Origin of the sequence: Sphingobacterium sp. UME9, assembly GCF_014170215.1 — a bacterium.
Lineage (GTDB): Bacteria > Bacteroidota > Bacteroidia > Sphingobacteriales > Sphingobacteriaceae > Sphingobacterium > Sphingobacterium paramultivorum.
The window spans coordinates 32,095-53,186 of sequence record NZ_LZZP01000005.1; the positions used below are offsets into that span (position 1 = coordinate 32,095).

At 38.6% G+C, this 21,092-nt stretch carries 14 protein-coding genes; 6 read left to right on the plus strand and 8 right to left on the minus strand.

Annotated features, from left to right (window positions below; genetic code table 11):
* Positions 1-36: 36 nt before the first annotated feature.
* From A9970_RS08900 to A9970_RS08925, 6 genes are all read right to left on the minus strand, one after another.
* Complete coding sequence (locus A9970_RS08900; RefSeq protein WP_182330757.1) at positions 37-1,779, minus strand: TonB-dependent receptor; 1,743 nt, start codon at positions 1,777-1,779, stop codon at positions 37-39.
* Between the two features lie 6 nt (positions 1,780-1,785).
* Positions 1,786-4,824, minus strand: coding sequence for a tetratricopeptide repeat protein (locus A9970_RS08905; RefSeq protein ID WP_075994217.1), 3,039 nt, complete (start codon positions 4,822-4,824; stop codon positions 1,786-1,788).
* A 381-nt stretch (positions 4,825-5,205) separates the two neighbouring features.
* A complete protein-coding gene (locus A9970_RS08910) occupies positions 5,206-6,144 on the minus strand; it encodes an aspartate carbamoyltransferase catalytic subunit (protein WP_075994218.1) in 939 nt (312 codons plus the stop codon).
* A gap of 96 nt (positions 6,145-6,240) precedes the next feature.
* Complete coding sequence (gene pyrR / locus A9970_RS08915) at positions 6,241-6,804, minus strand: bifunctional pyr operon transcriptional regulator/uracil phosphoribosyltransferase PyrR (RefSeq protein WP_075994219.1); 564 nt, start codon at positions 6,802-6,804, stop codon at positions 6,241-6,243.
* A 246-nt stretch (positions 6,805-7,050) separates the two neighbouring features.
* Positions 7,051-8,451, minus strand: coding sequence for an APC family permease (locus A9970_RS08920; RefSeq protein WP_259655360.1), 1,401 nt, complete (start codon positions 8,449-8,451; stop codon positions 7,051-7,053).
* A gap of 150 nt (positions 8,452-8,601) precedes the next feature.
* A complete protein-coding gene (locus tag A9970_RS08925) occupies positions 8,602-11,616 on the minus strand; it encodes a DUF2723 domain-containing protein (RefSeq protein WP_182982059.1) in 3,015 nt (1,004 codons plus the stop codon).
* An 802-nt stretch (positions 11,617-12,418) separates the two neighbouring features.
* Here A9970_RS08925 and A9970_RS08930 point away from each other — a divergent pair.
* From A9970_RS08930 to pth, 3 genes are all read left to right on the plus strand, one after another.
* Positions 12,419-13,375 carry a ribose-phosphate pyrophosphokinase gene (locus A9970_RS08930; RefSeq protein ID WP_153845656.1) on the plus strand — a complete coding sequence of 319 codons (957 nt, stop codon included), beginning with the start codon at positions 12,419-12,421 and terminating at the stop codon, positions 13,373-13,375.
* Between the two features lie 510 nt (positions 13,376-13,885).
* On the plus strand, positions 13,886-14,482 hold the full coding sequence (locus A9970_RS08935) for a 50S ribosomal protein L25/general stress protein Ctc (RefSeq protein ID WP_153845657.1): 597 nt from the start codon (positions 13,886-13,888) through the stop codon (positions 14,480-14,482).
* An 82-nt stretch (positions 14,483-14,564) separates the two neighbouring features.
* Positions 14,565-15,128, plus strand: a complete 564-nt coding sequence (gene pth, locus A9970_RS08940; protein ID WP_182982060.1) for an aminoacyl-tRNA hydrolase — start codon at positions 14,565-14,567, stop codon at positions 15,126-15,128.
* Positions 15,129-15,236: 108 nt separating this feature from the next.
* On the opposite strand, the gene A9970_RS08945 is transcribed toward pth, so the two are convergent.
* The gene (locus tag A9970_RS08945; protein ID WP_182982061.1) at positions 15,237-17,561 is read right to left on the minus strand and encodes a TonB-dependent receptor plug domain-containing protein; all 2,325 of its coding nucleotides are present in this window, start codon (positions 17,559-17,561) and stop codon (positions 15,237-15,239) included.
* Between the two features lie 4 nt (positions 17,562-17,565).
* The gene (locus tag A9970_RS08950; protein WP_075994224.1) at positions 17,566-17,928 is read right to left on the minus strand and encodes a BlaI/MecI/CopY family transcriptional regulator; all 363 of its coding nucleotides are present in this window, start codon (positions 17,926-17,928) and stop codon (positions 17,566-17,568) included.
* A gap of 336 nt (positions 17,929-18,264) precedes the next feature.
* Between A9970_RS08950 and A9970_RS08955 the strand changes: the two genes are divergently transcribed.
* From A9970_RS08955 to A9970_RS08965, 3 genes are all read left to right on the plus strand, one after another.
* Positions 18,265-19,635 (plus strand): transposase, encoded by a 1,371-nt coding sequence (locus A9970_RS08955; RefSeq protein ID WP_182982062.1) that lies wholly within the window; start codon positions 18,265-18,267, stop codon positions 19,633-19,635.
* A gap of 5 nt (positions 19,636-19,640) precedes the next feature.
* Positions 19,641-20,648 (plus strand): SPFH domain-containing protein, encoded by a 1,008-nt coding sequence (locus A9970_RS08960; RefSeq protein WP_182982063.1) that lies wholly within the window; start codon positions 19,641-19,643, stop codon positions 20,646-20,648.
* Between the two features lie 81 nt (positions 20,649-20,729).
* Positions 20,730-20,975, plus strand: coding sequence for a hypothetical protein (locus A9970_RS08965; protein WP_120333696.1), 246 nt, complete (start codon positions 20,730-20,732; stop codon positions 20,973-20,975).
* The last annotated feature ends 117 nt before the right edge of the window (positions 20,976-21,092 follow it).

The window sequence follows — 21,092 nt, forward strand, 5'->3', positions numbered from 1 at the left end:
CACTATTTTAAGATGCAAATTTATAATCTTAATTCGTTAAAACGAATAATTAAGACCACCAATTACATTAAAGCCCAATCTTGGGTAATACATATAACGCTCGTATTCTTTTCCGAAGATATTATTTGCTTTGACAAAAATACCAAATTGCTTTTTGATTCGGTACTCTGCGCCTGCATTAAGATCAGCAAACGACGCTATTGTTGCCTTATGTCCACTGTTGTCAACACGACTGCCATCTGCGTTATAATCATAAATATACGCATAGGTATTGCCTTGTGTAGAAAGTTCAGCATCTACGAAAAATTTATCGGAAATATTGAAGCGTGCATTAGCCTGCATACGGAATTTTGGCAATCCCCATGCTTCTTCCTCATCACTCAATTTATAATCGTCTATATACACTTTTCCACCCAGATTAACCAGTTGTGAAAGACGTACATTGATTTCTCCTTCCAATCCCATATGTTTAGCTTTATTGATCACGCCATCATAAACGACATCAAAAGCCCAAGGAACATAACCATTTTGACTATCGCCAAATGCACTATTTTTAAATAAAGGCAATCCCTCAATCTGCTTGTAGAATACCTTTACTTTATAACCAAATGTTGCGCCAGCATTTCCTTTTAAACCCGCATAAACATTCATTTTCTCAATCGAATTTATCATTTTAGCGTTAGGAGCCAAATACGGATTTTCTTTAGCGAAACTACGGAAAGAAGCTTGTTTCACTCCCCCATTAATTCCGGCAAACAAAGAGATATATTCAGGTGCCAAAGCAAAATCAGCCTCTACGGATGGGAAAATATTGAATCTTGAGCTATCGCCAAATTCAGAAGTTAAATTCGCACCCAAGGTTACGTTATAGTTGTCGCCCTTAAAACGAATATATGGATTGATGACCGCCAAATGATTTTTTACCTCAGCGCTATCTTTCACATTATTCATTGTCACGCTCAAATTCGCACCAACATTGAATGCACTTAGGCGTTTGTTCAAATAACCGGATAATGCGATGGAATTTTCTTTGGCTTTATATGCGTCTTTAAACAAATAACCATCAACTTTTGCGGAATAGCTTAATGCTTGCTCATTTTTTGGATCCACATTACTTGACAGCTCTCCATTCAAATAGATATCTGTAAAGGTCTGTTTATCCGGAGTCGTATTCAACAAGGTTGTTCCCGATTGATCAAAAGTCTGGCCATAGAAGTTTGTGCCATAACGATTGTATCCGATGGTACCTTTAACGGTTACCGCATCCAATACACGGCGACCAAAGATACCGATATCCTGTGTACTGAACTTTTGTCCGTCAATATTACCCTTTTGGCTCAAATGTTTCGCAAATAAACCAAACCGTGTGTTTTCAAACTGTTCAGAAGCTAAATAAGCCTCCCCCAATATACTGTTATAGTTACCGATACCAAATTTGACATAGTTGCTACTATGTTCAAAAGGTTGTGCAAAAGGAATCTCCTGTACATTCAATTGTTTCAAACCGGTATTAATATCCAATTTCTTGTCCAAAATATTGTTGTAGGACAATTTGGGCTGGTATTCCCTTTTATTGGTCATATCTGGACTACGGCGGATTTTCACAGCATCCGCAAGAATTGGCTTGTAATCACGAACAACATCAAAAGAATCGATAGTGACCGGTTTCTCAGGATCATTCTTCTTGCCTGTTTCCTGTGCAAAAGAATTCAATCCCACGCCCATCAAAAGCGCTGCTAAAGTATATTTCTTCACGTTTCTATTTTGCAACTTCTTCATTGTATCCTATTTCTTTTTGTTGTTCAATTTATTTAGACGTTCTTTTGCTGCTGGCAAAATATCATCTTTCGCATCATAGTTATCCACAATCGATTCAAGTGTAGCTTTCGCCTGGAAAGAATCTCCTTTACCTGCATAAGCATCAGCCATGGTAATAAAGCTTTTCGCCACCCAATATTCGTACGAAGAGAAATTATCGGATAGATCCATTGCTGTTTTGATACAAGCATCGTATTGTTTATTTTCCAATTGTAGTACCGCAACATTGTATTTTGCTTCGGCACCGTATACTGTACGGCTCTTCAATGCAGCTAAACTGAATTCTTTCATTGCCTCAGTTTTCTTATTCTGCTTCACATAGCATTTACCGGCATACAAGAATGCATTTGCGATCTCCTCTTCCGATGATTTTTCGTAATTCTTAACAGCGTTGGTGTAATTTAATGCTTCTTTATAATCCCCAATTTGGAAATAAGAGACCATTAGGTTATTTATTGCGAAACCATAGTTAGCCTTGTATTCAGAAGTAAGCTCCAGCTTTTTCAACAACTGTGTTGCTTCGTTATATTTCTTTTGTTTCAAATACAAATTTGACACCGAAATCAACGTGCGTTCTGTATAAGGAGATGTCCAGTCATTCAAGATAATATTGTAATCATGTAGTGCATCTTCTGTATTGCCCAAAGCTGCGTTACTTTCAGCACGAACAAAACGCGCATATTTCTCTTGATTTGGTTTCGGAAATTTGTCGAAATACGCATTTACAGCTTCCACTGCTCCCTGGTAATTACCTCTAGAGAATAAAGTCGTTGCAGTGGAGAATGAACGTGAGTCTTGCTCAGATTTCGACGCATCCCCTAAGTTTGTTCCAGTTGCATATTTGATATACCCTGTTGCATCGCCTTTGTCCAAATAGATGTTCTCAATTGACCGCATGGCCTGTCTTGCTTCATCTGTTGATCCATATTGGTCGACTACACGTTGGAAAGTTGCCAATGCAGCATCATTGTTATCTTGATTATACTGAACCAGACCAATCGTCACCAAAGCACGTGGCACATAACTGCTGCGCGGATATTTTTCAACCATTGTTTGAAGGCCAGCAATTGCCTGATCACTTTCTCCCATCAAGAAACGTGTGTAAGGAATCTCAAACGCAATATCATCTGCATAATTAGAACTCGGGAATTGTGCAATAACAGCATTTAATGTTGAAATTTTACCATTGTTATCCCCTTGTAAACCTTGAATAATACCACGCTGGAATAACGCGTAATCCTGACTAGGCGCTTTAGAAGAGATCAACTTATTGTATTCTGTTAATGCTCTGCCGTAGTTTTTTGAAGAGAAATAAGAATCACCTAAGCGTGCAATTGCATCATTACGTGTATTCATTTCTATTCCTTTCGAACCACCAGACGCTAAGAAACGCTCGAAGTAATTTGCCGCCGTGCTGTAGTTACCATTACGGAAAGCCGCATAGGCTAACGCATAATTGGCATATCCATATACATCAGTTTTACTAGCTCCCGGCAAGCGTAGGAATTTATTGAAATTTGTAACCGCTTCACCATATTTACGCACTTCGTACATTGCTTCCGCTTTCCAATAGGTGGCTAAAGCGTAAATTTCCTCGTCATAACGAAACTCTTCAGAGCGCATGAATAGGGAAATTGCATTTTCAAAAGCACGCTCATTATAATACTCCAAACCTCTGTAGTAGGTCACCTTTTGATAAGCTGCATTTGCTTCTTTTCCACGTTTAGGGATAGATTCCAAAATATCAACTGCCTCACGGTAGTTTTTTGTACTCAACAATACTTCAGCAAGCAAAGTTTTTGCTTCCTCTAAACGTTTCGATTTTGGGTACGTTTTCAGGTATTCTTGTGTCGAAGCCAAAGCCACTTGGTGGAATTCCAATTCATACGAAAGCTTAGCATAGTTGAATAAGCCTTCTTCTTGCATTGCTGGATCAAAATCCAACTTCGAAGCACGGAAAAATGCGTTACGTGCAGATTGCTTATTGCCTTTCTTCAAGAAAGCATCCCCTAGGGTAATCATCGCAGATTGATAATATGCGTCAGGATCAGTCATTTTTTCCAATTCAGTGATCGCTTTATCGTAATCCTTCAATTTGTAAGCGATGTAACCGATTTGGTAGCTATCCTGATTATTCTGCGTCTTACCTTGGTCTTGTGCCTGGAATTTATCGTAATACTCTTTTGATGTTTTTAAATCACCTTTGATAAAGTATGTTGCCGCTATAATACGGAACATCTCTGTTTCATTTTCTTGTTTTGTTCGCGACAAAATTGGCAACGCATAATCCAACACATCGTCGTAGCGTTTATCCAAGAAATACAAAGCAGTAATATAATAAGGGTAACTATTTTCGAATTGTTTAGATCCATTTAGGCGCTCAAATTCATTCAACGCCGTTTTATACTCGGCGTCTAAGTAAGAAAGATACGCGTAATAATAGATTGAAGCTTCCTGAAATTCAGTTTTCTGATCTTTCAATCCTTCAAATAATGGTTTCGCAGTTTTATAATCCTTTGTCATAAAGGAAGCATATCCATATTTAAAGCGATATTCTACATTTTCTTTACCTGCTAAATTTTTGCTGTCGATCTTGTTAAACCACTCTAAGGCCTTAACATAATCTTTTTTAGCATAATAGGATTTACCGATTTGAAAATAAGCTGCTTTAGCATTTGCACTGACAGGGAAATCTTTAATGTATTTCAGAAAACGGTTTTCGGCATCGGATTCGCCCAATTCCAGTGCGCAAACCGCTTGATAATACCGTACGTTCTCTTTCAACAAAGACAGTTCCTCTGTTTCGTCCAATTGCAAGTTGGATTTTGTCCGCAAAGCTTCAACACGGTCAAATTGGGCTGAAGCAGAACTAAATTTTCCGCGTTCATACAATTCCATACCTGTTTTGTACGCCTTGTTGATTTGTTGCCATTCTGTCTGTTGCGCTAATGCTGGCGTCGCCATAACGGTTAATGCAACTCCCACCTGGTAAATCTTCTTATACATAATATGTGAAACCTTAATATGTTATTTATCTGCAAATGTAAATGAATCTCCCTCCAAACCGCGATAAATTCGTATTTCAAAGCAAATTTATCGAAAGCCTCTCTGCCATTAAAGGCTTTAAGATAGCCCCAAATTTATTGAAAATCAATTCAAATCTCCACTTCTCAGGGAGATAGTTTTATTCATTTTACTAAATTATACTTTAATTGAGCTATTTTACACAAAAGTTATTAACATCTGTGAATAACCCCGTATTATAACGGAAATTTTGCACAAAAAATATGCCCGACAAAAAATAAAGTCAGGCATACTATTGTTGCATTAGAAAACAGTGCTATTTAGTCTCACACGTACATTAACGCACGTCAAAACCAATTTCGACTATCCGCGTTGCCCTGCTAATAGATACAAGACAGCCATGCGCACAGCAACACCATTTTCAACCTGATCCAAAATAATTGAATGTTCGCTATCCGCGACATCCGATGTGATTTCGACCCCCCGATTGATTGGCCCGGGGTGCATAATTGTGATTGGCTTCTCTAAAGAATCCAAAATCTCTTTATTCAATCCATATAGCATGGAATATTCCCTTAAGGAAGGGAAATAGGCAATATCCTGACGCTCCAATTGAATCCGTAACATATTTGCAACATCACACCAGTTCAACGCTTTTCGCAAATCATGCTCTACTTTTACACCCAATGATGTAATATGTTTAGGAATTAGTGTGGTCGGACCACAAACCATCACTTCTGCACCTTGCTTTTGAAGACATAAGATATTCGACAAGGCAACGCGTGAATGTGTAATATCCCCAACGATAGCTATTTTACGACCAGCTACATCACCATAGCGTTCACGGATCGAAAATGAATCAAGTAAAGCTTGTGTAGGGTGTTCATGTGCTCCGTCACCTGCATTGACAATCTGTGCATCAACATGTTTACTTAGAAATACCCCAGCTCCGGCATATGGATGTCTCATCACAATCATATCAACCTTCATTGCAAGAATATTGTTCACCGTATCGATGAGTGTCTCCCCCTTACTTACTGAAGAGGAGGATGCCGCAAAATTCACGATATCCGCAGAAAGTCTCTTTTCAGCAAGTTCAAAGGATAGACGTGTCCGCGTTGAATTTTCAAAAAACACATTGGCAATCGTAATATCCCGTAACGACGGAACCTTTTTGATTGGTCTATTTAATACCTCTTTGAAATTACTTGCTGTATCCAGGATCAATTGGATATCATTCTCATTTAGATCTTTGATCCCCAATAAATGGCGGGTACTTAATTGTTCTGCTACAGATGACATTTTATAGTATATTCAAATATTTACTAATCATTTTTTATTGAAAGTGCCTGTTTCCAAAGGTCACCAATAACCTCTAGTATCGTCATGACACCGCTATTAATCGCTAGCTGACGTCTTCTTTTCTGTAATCAAGATAATACTATCCTGATCCTCTGATTCTTTCCAGTTAACAATTACTTTTTGTGAATCAATAGAATCTACCTGTATTCCGATATAATCAGGCTGAATAGGGATCTGTCTAGAGAAGCGGCGATCGACCAAAACAAGCAATTCTATTCTTCTTGCACGGCCAAATGCCTGTACAGCATCCATTGCCGCACGAATAGTACGTCCTGTCCATAAGACATCATCTATAAAGATGACCTCTTTACCTTCTACAATAAAATTGATATTTGTGCTATTTGCTAAGATTGGACCAGTATTCCCTTTCGTACGGAAGTCATCGCGATAAAAGGTAATATCCAAATCGCCAACTAAAATCTCTTTTCCGATCATTTGTTCAAGCTCTTTGACGATACGTCTCGCTAAGAAAGTTCCTCGGGGTTGAATACCTATGACGACAGCATTTGAAAAATCACCGTGATTCTCAATCAATTGACGACATAGTCTTTGAATTGTGATTTGAAATTTTGGTCCGTCTAATAAAATCGACTGTTTCATTATGGGAATGTTTGAGCAAAGCTACACTTTTTTTAACAAAAACGAAGCCATGAAGGGCAATTAATTTCAATATTTGCACCCAACTGGCACAATAACAAAAAGTGATTTAAACAAAGAATATCTTCCTTTCAGGGAAATTTACAAACCAATTATTCCAGCACATTAACAGATTTTGAAGTTATATACAATACGCATTGCCAATCATTTATAGCAAATTCCCTGAAATCGAAATGCTATAGGTAGAGACTATTCATCTAGCTTGGCACGTTTATTATTCCGTGCAAAAAAATACACCGGTACACCGATTAATACAAGTATAAAGCCTGGCCAGGTATATTGTGGCTTATAGATAATTAATAATACACAAAATACGGTACCTATCAACAGGTACAAGATTGGTGTAATCGGAAAGAGGAAGGTTTTATAAGAACGTTCCAAATCGGGTCTCCGGACACGCTGAATAATAACACCTAGCACTGTGACCATATAAAATATGACAATAACAAAAGATATCATATCCAGTAAATTGCCATATTGTCCGCTCAGGCAAAGTAAGGAAGCCCAGATTCCCTGAAGCCATAACGATCGCGCGGGTACATCATATTTGTTATTGGGAATCGCCTGCTTCAGAAACAATCCATCTTTTGCCATGGTCTGAAAAACACGCGCTCCGGACAGTGCAAGTCCATTAACACAACCAAAGGTCGAGATCATAACCAAAATCGCCATCGCTACCGTGCCACTATGTCCCAATATTTTTTCAGCCGCCGCTATGGCAACACGATCATTTGCCGCAAAAGCAATTTCCTCTCTATTTAATGCCGCCAGGTAAATGTAATTACAACTTATATAGAGCAACATCACCAAGCTAGTTCCGATAACCAATGCCCGAACAACATTACGCTGCGGATTGACGATCTCACCGGAAACAAACGTTACATTTTCCCAGGCCACACTACTAAATACAGAACCTACCATGGCAGCAGCTAATGCCCCCATCAGTACACCTCCCGAGATCTGCGACCAGCCTCCACCTTTCAAATTTTGAAAAGAGTCCCAGCCATAAGCCATATTTTCTGAAAAATGATTTTCTTTAATCAAGAAAAGGCCACCTAAAATCAGTAAAATCAGCGCAATGATTTTTGCTGAAGTAAAGAAAGATTGAACAGCTTTCCCACTCTTGATCCCTCTTGTATTAATAAAAGTAAGGAGAATAATAACACCCATAGCAACAATCTGTATCCAGGTAATCTTAAACTCTCCACGCTGAAATAGCGGTGTTGCATCATTTAGCTGCGGAATAAGGTAGGCTGTAAACTTACCAAAGGCAACAGCTACAGCTGCTATCGTTCCCGTTTGAATGACTGTAAATAAGCTCCAGCCATATAAAAAGCCGATTGGCTTCCCAAATATTTCTGTCAGATAGGTATATTGCCCGCCAGCCTTTGGATACATAGACGACAACTCGCCATAGCAGATTGCCGCCGCAACAGTTGCTAATGCGGTCAATAACCAAACTATCGCCAACCAATATCCGGATCCCAGCTGCCGCATCATATCACTCGATACAATAAAAATACCGCTTCCGATCATCGATCCCATGACCAGCATAACTGCATCCCACAATTTTAATTGACGTTTCATCATAACTTAAGGTTGGTTTTATATGGCGTTAAGCTAAGAAAAAATAATCAAAAAAAATGCTGCCCTTTCCTACATCGCATCAAAAAGTGTTTTTCCTTTTCGAATACCTGTAGTAAAGGGCAGCTCCTTCGGTTAAAATGATGTCTTTAATTGCTACTCAACACCATACTGTTGTTTATACGATTTCTCTAAATCGGTCACTTGCTGTAGCAATTGTTTTTCCGAGGTAGAGGCTAAAATACTCTTATAGGCACCCAAAGCACGTAATGCTGTACCTATATTTGAATATTCCAGCTCAGGTTTTGTTTGTGCAATATCCTGATACCAACGCATATTTTGGGTCATAAACTTCAGGTTACGGTTTACGATTTCATTTGCACGCTTCGTTTCACCAGTTTCATACAACACATTGACAATTGGAATATAGCCTAAAATATCACGCATCAAATAAACACGTTTTGGCATTTTCTCAAAGGTTTCAACAGCGATTTTACGCGCCTCATCCTTATGACCTTCCATCATCAACTGTGTCGCTGTACCACCCATTACTGTATTTGTAATCATGGTAATCATGCGGTAAGATTCAGGATCCAGGTAAGAAGCATGTGCCATATTACCCCATTGGTATTTCGTAGTAATGTCTTTGTAAGCAGACTGTGTATCAACCAATGTACCTTCTGCTCCGGCAGGAGTTGCAATTGGCATCAAGCGCAGCGCAAAGCCCTCTTGTACTAAATATTTATCTAAACCAAGGTAGTTATCATTTGGAACTGTTGCCGCAAAATAAATTGGACGTTTCCAATCGTTATTCAATAACACATTTAAGATAGATAATTCAGCTCTAGAAATATAATTTCTATTGTAGGTCCAGCTCATGGTATCGACAATAGATTCTTGCCAAGCTTTAGGAACGACATTATTTTTCAGAACAGATTCTTTATTCACTGGAAGGCTAAAGTTTTTGGTTGGCAGGAAGTTTTCAAACTTACCACCTCTCAATTCCAATTTGTTCTTCTGGTCGTCAGACAATAAAATCTGCATGATCAAATCCAGATCCACATGTCCTGGAACTTTCATATCCTGATAATAAAGCACTTCGCGAACACCTTTCTTGAACTTTTCATCATCGATATTGATCGGTAAACCATCTGCCTGATTCACTTTTTGTTTCATCTGGCGCATATACCAGTCCGAACTCAACAAACTTAAGTTTACGACACGTACATCCGGACGATAATTTTCGACTTCCTGAACATACCATAAAGGATAGGTATCATTATCACCGTAAGTAAATAAAATCGCATTGGGCGCACATGACGCCAAATAGTTTTTAGCAAGATCACGGGCAGTTGTTTTCTCCGAACGATCGTGATCATCCCAGTTTTGGAAGCCTAGCAATACTGGGGCTCCCAATAGACAGGCTACTGTAGCGGCACCAGCTGCAATTTTACCATCCACTTTTTTGCTCAGATAATCCGCAATAGCGAAAACACCAAGTCCGATCCAGATGGCGAAGGCATAAAAAGAACCTGCATACGCATAGTCACGTTCACGTGGTTGAAGTGGACTTTGATTTAAATATAATACAATTGCTAATCCTGTAAAGAAAAACAACAGACCCACAATTCCCGCATCGCGTTGTCTCTTTCCAAAATGCCAGAATGCGCCGATTAAACCAATGATCAAAGGCAAGAAGTAGTATTTGTTATTCGAAGGGTCAGTCTTCAAAGAATCTGGAATGGCATTTTGTCCACCAACATGCAACTGATCAACAGGTTTAGCACCTGAAATCCAGTTACCTTCAGTAAATGAGCCCTGACCTTGTTGGTCATTCTGACGACCGGCAAAATTCCATAAGAAATAACGGCCGTACATATGTCCGATCTGATAACTGAAAAAGAACTTCAAGTTATCGCCAAAAGTCGGAGACTGGCCTTCCGGGATTTTTAAGTAATCACGATAATATTCGATATGTCCTTGATCCCGTGAACTGTAAACACGTGGGAAAAACATCGTTTTATCGTATTTATAGTCCATACCGTTCTCCACCTTGGTATACTTGTCCTTATCTTTTCGATATGTATACGTAGGTTCGGCATCAACCACTTGCGCATCAAATGTAGGTCCATTTAAAAGAGGCTCACTTGCATATTGCTCACGTCCAAGATAACTCACAAAAGAAAACGCATTATCCGGATCACTGTTATTTAACGTAGGATTTGCCTTGGCACGCACCGTGATCATGGCAAAGGAGCTATAACCAAAAATGATAAATGCTGCACTGATTAAGATCAGGTTTAGCATCGGCTTGACCTTTTTGATTGAATACCAGATCCCATATACAAAAAGAGCTACCGCTAAAATCATGAATAGGTTAAATCCAGTTCCGAAGCCCATTCCCAAGCTATTCACAAAGAACAGATCCAAATATGCTGCCGCTTTCACGGTGTATTGAATAATACCCCATAAAATCAACGCCAAAACAACGACACCGATCAAGAAAGCTTTGATCGCCCCCGATGATGTTACAGTTTTTGAACGTTTAAAATAAATCACCAAAGCAATTGCCGGAATCACCAAAAGGTTCAGTAAGTGCACCCCGATAGAAAGTCCCATCACATAGGCGATAAAGATCAACCAGCGGTCCGAACCAGCTTCATCGGCATGGTTTTCCCATTTTAGAATACCCCAAAATACGACGGCTGTACATAAAGAAGACATGGCATATACTTCGGACTCTACTGCTGAGAACCAAAATGTATCCGTAAAAGCATAAGCCAGTGCACCAACAGCGCCCGAGCCGAATATTTTGATTAAATCGGTTGATGTATATGATCCATCAACACCTTTTACAACGATTTTCTTTGCTAAAGCTGTAATTGTCCAAAATAAAAACAAAATGGTCAGACCACTACATACCGCAGATCCCACGTTCATCCAGAAAGCAATTCGTGTAACATCTCCACCAGCAAGGTTTGAGAATATATTTTGAATCATTAAGAATAAAGGTGCTCCTGGCTGGTGCACAATTTGAAGTTTAAAGGCTGAAGCGATAAACTCGCCACAGTCCCACCAACTCGTCGATCGTTCGGCAGTCATGACATACGCTACAGTTGCTATTAGCGCACATATCCATCCTAAAAGATTGTTGATTTTAGTATAGTTCATAAAATGATAACTGTAAAAAGTATTATTAATACGGCTCGAAAATAAGGATAAGTTAATAAGAAATGAACTTTATTCTGATTTTTTAACACATATTAATTGAAAAAATTTCATTACGCGATCCAATATTGGCTGAAAGGAAAGCATTCCCAAAAGCACGCATGTACTTTTGTGGGCCAACATCTCGATAAAAAAGCTTAGCGCGCATATCTTTTCAAATCAAAACAAAAATTATTTCTTTGAAAATCAGCCCTAATACACTTTTAAGTTCATTTTTATTTGCAGAAATGAGAATAGTCCGTATATTTGCATCATCAAATGTGAACGAGATCATCACGATAACAATCACCTTTGAATTGTTTGTCCGATAGTATAAGGGTAGTACAACAGTTTTTGGTTCTGTTTGTCTTGGTTCGAATCCAGGTCGGACAACAAACAATAGAAAAGGCTTGCATTTGCAAGCCTTTTCTGCGTTATATGCAAGGCTTATTATTTATAAAAGGGTTTAGATTTTTTTAAATTTACATTTTGATTTTTAAAACAAATCTCTATCTTTGCGTCGTCAAAAAGAGAAAAACGGAAACGTTGACTTTTTAGAGACATTGTCCGATAGTATAAGGGTAGTACAACAGTTTTTGGTTCTGTTTGTCTTGGTTCGAATCCAGGTCGGACAACTTTTAAAGTTAAGCGTATATGGATTGTGAAAACAATCCATTTTTTTTAATGTTTAACTTTAAAAAACAGTAAGGGAATAAAAATATTGAATAAACGACAATACAATAACCCAACATAAATATACAAAACCATGCCTTTGCAATTCAACACGGTTAAACTATTTGCAGGTTCTGGCACTACAGAACTAGCCGAAAAAATCGCACAATCTTACGGGAAACCACTAGGAGACAAAACATTGTCACGTTTTAGCGACGGTGAGATTCAACCTTTCTACAATGAGTCAGTTCGCGGAAGCGATGTATTCATTATCCAATCTACCAACCAACCTACCGACAATCTTTTTGAATTATTATTGATGACAGATGCAGCGAAGAGAGCTTCAGCGCATTATATCACAGCGGTAGTCCCTTACTTTGGTTTCGCAAGACAAGATCGAAAAGACAAACCAAGAGTTGCTATTGGCGCAAAAATGATCGCCAATCTGTTGACTGCAGCTGGTATCCACCGTATCATGACAATGGACCTGCACGCAGCACAAATCCAAGGTTTTTTCGATATCCCTGTTGACCATTTGGATGGCTCTATCATTTTTGTTCCTTATATCAAATCGTTAAAACTTCCAAATCTAACGATTGCTTCACCAGATATGGGTGGTTCATACAGAGCACGTACCTTTGCTAAATTTTTCAATGCAGAAGTTATTATCTGTGACAAACGTCGTAAACGTGCAAACGAAATCGAATCAATGTCAATTATCGGCGATGTAACTGGTCAAGATGTGGTTTTGATCGATGATATCTGTGATACGGCTGGTACACTTTCAAAAGCAGCGGCATTGATCATGGAAAATGGTGCAAAATCTGTAAGAGCCGTTTGTACACATGCTGTGTTGTCCGGAAAGGCATATGAAACAATTGAAAACTCAGTATTGTCAGAAATGATCGTAACCGATACCATTCAATTGGATCCAGAAAAAGCAAAACAATCGACCAAAATCAAAGTATTATCAACGGCTGATTTATTTGCAAAAGCAATCACAAGTGTAAATCAACACTCTTCAATCTCTAATTTATTTGAAGTAGAGTAATCTTTGAGTTTTAGATCCTAGATATTGGACCCTGGTACAGAAAGCATTCAGCTCAACGACCAGGGTCTTTTTTTTGTATTGCGCCCCCCCCCCACCTTCTCCCAAAAAACAACAAACATTTAAAAGTGTACTTCCGCTTGGTTCTTATCTTTTAACCATAGGCGAATAGCCCTTTTTATCGAGTATATAAGTTAGCAATTGATTGATACCAAATTCTACAATAACAGGGTATTTACAGGGGGTTAGCAGGGGTATAACAGGGGTAAAGCCCTGCTAACCCCCTGTTATACCCCTACTAAGAGAGTCCTATTCCAGTTTTAATATAGGAAATGGTATTAATTTGGTCATACATTAGGGTAAACAAGCAGCATTGAATAAGTATAGTCATGAACACAGAAAAATTGAACACATTGAATAAGTGCCTGTTTCCGAGCTAATATCGATCGTATTTTTTTGATAATATCAGAAATTAGATTATCTTTGCACCTCAAATTTATAAAAAATTAAAAGATGAAATCAATTGCTATTAGCGGTTCTGTAAGACAGAACGTAGGGAAAAGAGATGCAAAAGAATTGCGTTACCAAGGTTTAGTACCAGCAGTACTTTACGGTGGTACAGAGCAAACAGCTCTTTCTGTATCCGCAGCTGATTTGAAACCAGTTCTTTACACTGCAGACGTAATCATTGTTGAATTAAACATTGAAGGTCAAACTAAAAGAGCTATCGTTCAAGACGCACAATTCCACCCATTAACTGACTTAGTTACTCACGTTGACTTTTTAGAATTATTTGATGACAAAGAAATATCATTAAATATTCCTATCAAATTAACAGGAACTTCACCAGGTGTAAAAATGGGGGGTAAATTAGTTCAAAAATTACGTAATTTACGCGTAAAAGCATTACCTGCAAACTTGCCGCAAGACATTGAAGTACCAATGGAATCTTTAGAAGTTGGTAAATCAGTTCGTGTAGGTCAAATTCAATTGGAAAACGCAAAAGTATTAAACAATGCTGATGATACAATCGTATCAGTAATCATGTCTCGTGCATTGCGTCAAGCTGAACAAGAAGCAGCTAAAGCAACTAAAGGTGGTAAAAAATAATCTGAACAAGATTTTTAAAATACTGCAGAAAGCACCGAAATTCGGTGCTTTTTTTGTTTATTAAAATTTCTATTTTTGCAGCATGAATTATCTTATCGTTGGATTAGGCAACATTGGCAGTGAATATGCCGATACACGGCATAATATAGGTTTTATGGTTGCCGATGAACTTGTTAAACAGGTTGGCGCCAGTTTCTCCTTGCTCAAGTTGGCCTATTATAGCGAATTTAAACAAAGGGGGCACAATGTCACTGTGATTAAACCTACGACTTATATGAACTTAAGCGGCAAGGCCGTCAATTACTACATGCAACAATGCAAAGTTCCTATTCAGAATGTATTGGTGATTGTGGATGATCTGGCCATTCCATTTGGTTCGCTAAGGATGAAACCCAAAGGAAGTAGCGCCGGTCATAACGGGCTCAAATCCATTGAGCAGCTTTGCGGCGGACAGGTTTATCCGCGCTTACGTTTCGGTATTGGCGATAATTACCCAAAAGGTAGACAAGTAGATTATGTACTTGGCCCTTTTGACAAAGAGGAACAAGCTGAACTACCGGCTTTAATTGACCATTCCGTTAAAATGATCCAGAGTTTTGTCAATATCGGCATCGAGCTGACGATGACAAATTTGAATACGAAATAGTAAACGTTTCTAAAGCTCATTAATGTAGTGCCTTATATTGGTATTGATTTATAACAAAAAAGACCGATTTAAATCGGTCTTTTTTGTTATAAATCAGAGAACTTTACATTAGTTACTGCTTTCTGCCCGGGCCTTTTCTTTTTCAATCTCCATCTTAATCGTGCCGCTTATCTTCTCTTTTAATTTCCCATTAGCCTGCTCATCGTTTTTCTGCTCACTTGCTTTCTTTCGGGTCGTAACGATAATGACACCATCTTTGCCTGCATTTCCATACAACGCAGTCGCACTTGCATTTTTCAAAATCTCTATTGATTCAATATCCTTCGAATCAAGTTTTTCCAAACTGGTCTCCCTCTTAACCGTCCCATCAACCACAACCAATGGCTTGACTTTTCCATCATAGCCACGCATTCTGACCGACGGAAAATCTGTTCCGATCGACTGACTTGCCTGCGTATTCGCTAAGAAACCAATTGTTTTTGCTTCAAGATTAGCCGTTTCTGATTTATCCATAAAAGTAATCTGTTTCGCGTCATCTGATTTCTCACTTTTCTTATAACCAACAACAGTAACAACCTTGTCATTCTGTCCTTCGTTTTTCTTAGAACCAATTGTTGAACTAATCTTATCATCAGCTCTGTTGTCTTTCTTATAGCCAACGACGGTAACAACATTATCCCCTTTTTTATCTGCCTGCCCTATGAAACGAAACTTATTATTCACCTTATCCGGATTTTCAATAGCCCATTTTTTTGTCGTAATAACTAAAACACCATTCTTCGCATCTTCACCATATTTATTAAGCGCTTCAGCACCATTCCAAACCGATAAAGTCGCTATTTCTTCCGGCGTCAGCGCCAGCTCCTTCATCATTTTTTGATCTGCTCTCTTGCCATCAATAACATACACCACATCAGTTGACTTATCATTCGTTAGCTGATCATCACGATACGTCACCCCTATCGTAAGCCCTCTGAGTTTGGTCATATCTTTGCCAATATGAACTCCTTCCTTCAATTTCACTTCAAGGATACCGTCTTTCCCAACATCTTCACCATACTTTTCAATAGCAGCCTTCCCCTGTAATACCGAGACTGACGCTATAGCATTTGGATCGATATCATCCACAGTAAAAGTTCTTTCCTGCACAATACCATTCATGACACAGCGTAATTTTTTTTGCGCTATATCCGAATGTTGTTGCATCTCAACAGTATTGGCCAAGATTGCTCCGCCAGCAATATCAATTGAAGACTTCGTCCGATACTTGATCATATCACTATCATTCGAAAACCAGTACTTCGCCAGTTTTCCTTCAGGAATAGCCAAAAATTCTGCCTTGGAGACCAATTTATTATCCACAAAATACTTTTGATTTTTTGAGAAATCAATAGCAGATCTTTTGATTTCCTTAAAATCTCTCGCCTCCACCTGATTTGCTTTAGCCAAAGTATCCGCTAACGCAATAGAGCTCCTATTTGATTGATCTTCCTGAGATTTTAAATCAGCTGTTGGCAACTGAATAGGTAATACCGTCTCATTTGCCTTCTCAACTACCCCCCCAATACTACCCTCCGCTTTACTTACCGTAAATGCTGCTCCCGTCAATAAAAATACAGGTAAAAGAAAGGCGTATTTACTCAGCTCTATTTTCGATGATCGCTTCTTGTTCATCATCATAATACGACGTTTTAAAAGTTTAAAATTAAATTGATTACTCAACCCTACTGAAGTGCCCTTTTTGGACACATTCAATAGGCTGTATTGGTACGTCTGCTTGTCAATTCCTTTATCGAGAACCTGTTGATCAGTCAGGAACTCCAAATTTTGGCGAATGGCCCTGCGCATGAGCCAGACGAAAGGATTGTACCAACAACACACCAATATCATTTCAAACAGTAAAATATCCAGACTGTGAAGGCCTTTCACATGAATATCTTCATGCTTAAAAATATCTTTTAGTTCAGCATCAACATGCTGTCCTTTATTGACATAGATTTTATTCAAAAACGAAAATGGAACAATAGGAATAAGCACATTCCGGAATAGATAAGTCCGCCATTGATCGGACCTCGAATTCAGATGAATTCGCAATAAGCTCAATAATTGAAATACAAATTTTAATAACAATACAACAGCACCGGCCATAAACACGATTTCCACCAACCTTCCTAACGTCAGCTGCTGTTGAACCTCCGGCTCCGTAATATAAAGTGAAATCCGCTCGCCTACGACCCCCATACTCAATCCACGCTGTACAAACAAAGACTTTAAATCCAAAAACGGATACAGAAAAGCAAATAGCCCCCCTACTAAGAAGTAGGCTCTATTTAAAAAATAAAACGTCAAGCCTTTCAACAGTCCAATATATCCCAGATAGATAATACCCAACAACAGGTTGACTTGTATAATATAGGTTAGTAGACTTTCCATCCCATTAAGATTTATTATGCTTAATCATATCCATGATCTCCTTTAACTCATCGGCCGTCAGTTTTTCTTCCTGTACAAAAAAGGAAACCATCTCCTTATAGGAATTTTTGAAATAATCGCCCACAAAGGAGTTCATAAACTTGGCCTTATAATCTTCCTCACTCACCATCGGCTCGTAGCGTTTGGCATTGGCATAGCGTACTGCTTTCACAAAATCCTTACGCTCCAGATTCTTTACTGTCGAAGCCAAAGTCGTATAAGGCATCTTCTCGCCCTTTACATTATCCAAGATCTCTTTTATAAAACCCCCATTGAGGCTCCAAATGGACTGCATTGCCTGCTCTTCCTGTGCTGTTAATTTTTCCATGTCTTTATCTTCCTTTTTCTAATCTATCACTAATCTACGAATAATTCGTAAATACAAAAAATATTTTTTCTTTCCTTTTCGGATCTTTCCCAAAATAAGGCCTTCCTCACCCCTCCCAAAAAAGAAGTGGCTCATTTCTTGCGTATTTAAACTCAAATCCGACGAATATAAGTTAGCTGGCAGAAAATTTGCGATACGTTTATTTTAATTCTAAATTCATTCATAAATCGCTTCATCAATTGAAAAAAAAGAATTTCCACTGCATAAAATTGATAGCAATCAGTCGCACTGTTCATTCCAAAAGGAGATGGTTTAAAACAAATACAAGAAAGATAAATGGCTAAAAATATCAAAGCGATCAAATGTCCGCATTGTGGCAGTATAAAAATCACCACATTACGCCCCGATTATTACAAATGTAATAGCTGTGGAACAGAATTTTTTCTGGATAGTGATGACATCAATATCAACCACAACTATAACTACCCACGCAACAACCAAGATCAATATAAAGCCATACGGATTGTATTATTTGCTGTTGTAGGCTTTATTGCGCTTATGTTTGTCATTGGAGCCCTAAGCGCTATTTTTTCCAAAAAGCCAGCGCCCAATTATTCAACTTACAGCACTTCCAATACAGCAGAGAAAAAAGAAGAGGCCGAACCACTGGAATGGAACTATGCAAGCAACACGCTATTTTTGGATAAAGATAATACGCCACACGTTGTTGTCGTCGGTAATGTCGGAACCTTCAGAAAACGAATGGACGAAGGCAAGGACAATAAAGTTTATATCGGACTCTTCGATCCCAAAACAGGTAAAAAAGAATGGGTAAAGACTTTGATGGAAACTCCCGTCGAACTGTCAAGCAGCGATGTCAAACTTCAGGTATTTGAAGACCAGAATCTATATATCATCGTCAAATCCAAATATATTTATCAGCTGGACAGAAATACACTCACGTATAAAAGTGTCCTTGAGAACTATGTAAAAGATGCACCATCTTTAAGCACAGGCATCGCTAAAGTTGAATTTAAATACGAAGACTATGGTTCGGCCTATCAAATTGTCAACAATGAAGGACAAAACCTAGCTTATTATCCCTTGATTAACAAATCTATTCCCGATAAACAGCTGTACGACGAAAGAAGGAAAAAGCTTCCCAACCCAACGACAAAAACGGAATTCGCTTTTTCAAGTAAATCCAGTTATTATCCAGAAGAAAAAATCCAGTTAATCCAATACAGTTACCAATATCAATATGGATTCCCAAAAGATAGCCCGCGCTTTTCCTGGGATAAAGACTATGGCGGGTCAGGTATTTTTACCGACCGTGATCCTTATAAAAAGGTATTGATTAATCCATGGCAATTTAAAGGCGCCCGTCTGATCAGCTTCAAAGACTTTACGCCAGGAAGACTTTACTTTCAGCCTGTAATCATTGCGCAGAATGACAAAACGCTACTCATTGCGTATAAACCAACGCCTGCTGAAGACGACCCTTTCCAGATCCAACTATTGGATGTGGCAACAGGCGCAATACAAAAAACAGTGACCACAGACCTTAAATCCATGTATGGAAATGGGAGCCTCCTCAAAGATGGTTTTATTATAAAGGGAGCCAGCGACTATTATTATTTTGATAATAGCGGCAAACAAATCAACAAGTTTGAAGGGTATAACCCCAAATTCGACACACTAAATTAAACACTATGGGACTATTTAATCTTTTTAACAACCAGCTTTCTGAAGTCATCGAGTGGAAAAACCAAGACCCTCAATTATTGTGGTATAAATTCCCATCCGGAAGGAATGAGATCAAAAATTCCAGCAAGCTGATCCTCGCTCCAGGGCAGGGTTGCATCCTTGTCTATGAAGGAAAAGGTGAAAACCTGCTGACTGAACCGGGAACGTACAACCTCAAAACGGACAACCATCCATTCTTTACCACTTTAGCGCGTTTGCGGCAGAACTTTGAATCCGAACATAAGCTTTACATCTACTTTTTTCGCACAGCCGCTATCGTCAATCAATCCTGGGGAACGGGGACACCTATTAAATACATCGACCCCCATTATAATTTACCAATAGAAATTGGCTTGAATGGTACGTTCTCTTACCTCATCAAGGAACCAGTACATTTCTATAAAAACATTGTAGCTAATCAAAATACGGTTAGCACAGCTGTCATTCAGGACATCATCAATAATCGGATCCCACAACAAATTATTGCGCAGATTGCACAAAAAAAACTGGGTTACAATGAGATTGACAGTCAACTGGGACTGTTATCCAACGACATCAAGACTGCGGTTGAACAAGATTTTAATGACCTTGGTCTCGACATTACGGATTTCAAAATCTTGGGAACTCAATTTGATGCCAATACACAACGAAGAATCGGAGAAATCGCCGATTTAAGCACACAAAATCAGGCGGCACAACAGGCGGGTCTGAGCTATGTTGAATTAGAAAAACTACGTGCGCTCCGTGATGCCGCTAAAAATGAAGGGGGAATCGCCGGTGTAGGGGCACAGCTAGGCGTCGGTATGGAACTCGGAAAACAGTTTGACCTTCAAAAAGAGGAGATTAAAGATCATATTCAGCAAGAGGGCGACTTTGTCGAGAAACTTCAAAAGCTGCAGCTGTTGCTCCGTGAGAACATCATTACCCAAGAAGAATTCGATACACTAAAAAAACAGATCCTCAACAAAATATAACGCATGCGGGGATATTCATCTGACGATTCAGCTCAATTATACCGAGGTGAATCAATTCATAACACATAAATTAATTCAGCTATGAAATACATATTCGGTATATTATTCACCTTGGTGATACTTTTCGTTGCCACCTATTTCCTACTGGGACTTTGGGGCATTAAGCTATTGGATGCAGAGAACTTCAGCAAAATATTGTGGACTACAGGAATTCTGACACTAACGTCCATTATTCTGGTGTGTTTTGTCATACTACCCTTTTTTGGATCGGGTAAACAGGGCAACTACGAAGACAAAGGAAAGGTTGCACAAAGAAAAATAGATTGATATTTTTTGCAAAATAAGATAATGTTATTTTTGAATAAATTATTTGCTTATTTAAGTAAATAATTAGTGAATATTATCCAAAATGACGCAATCATGTCATTTTAATTCCAAAAGAAC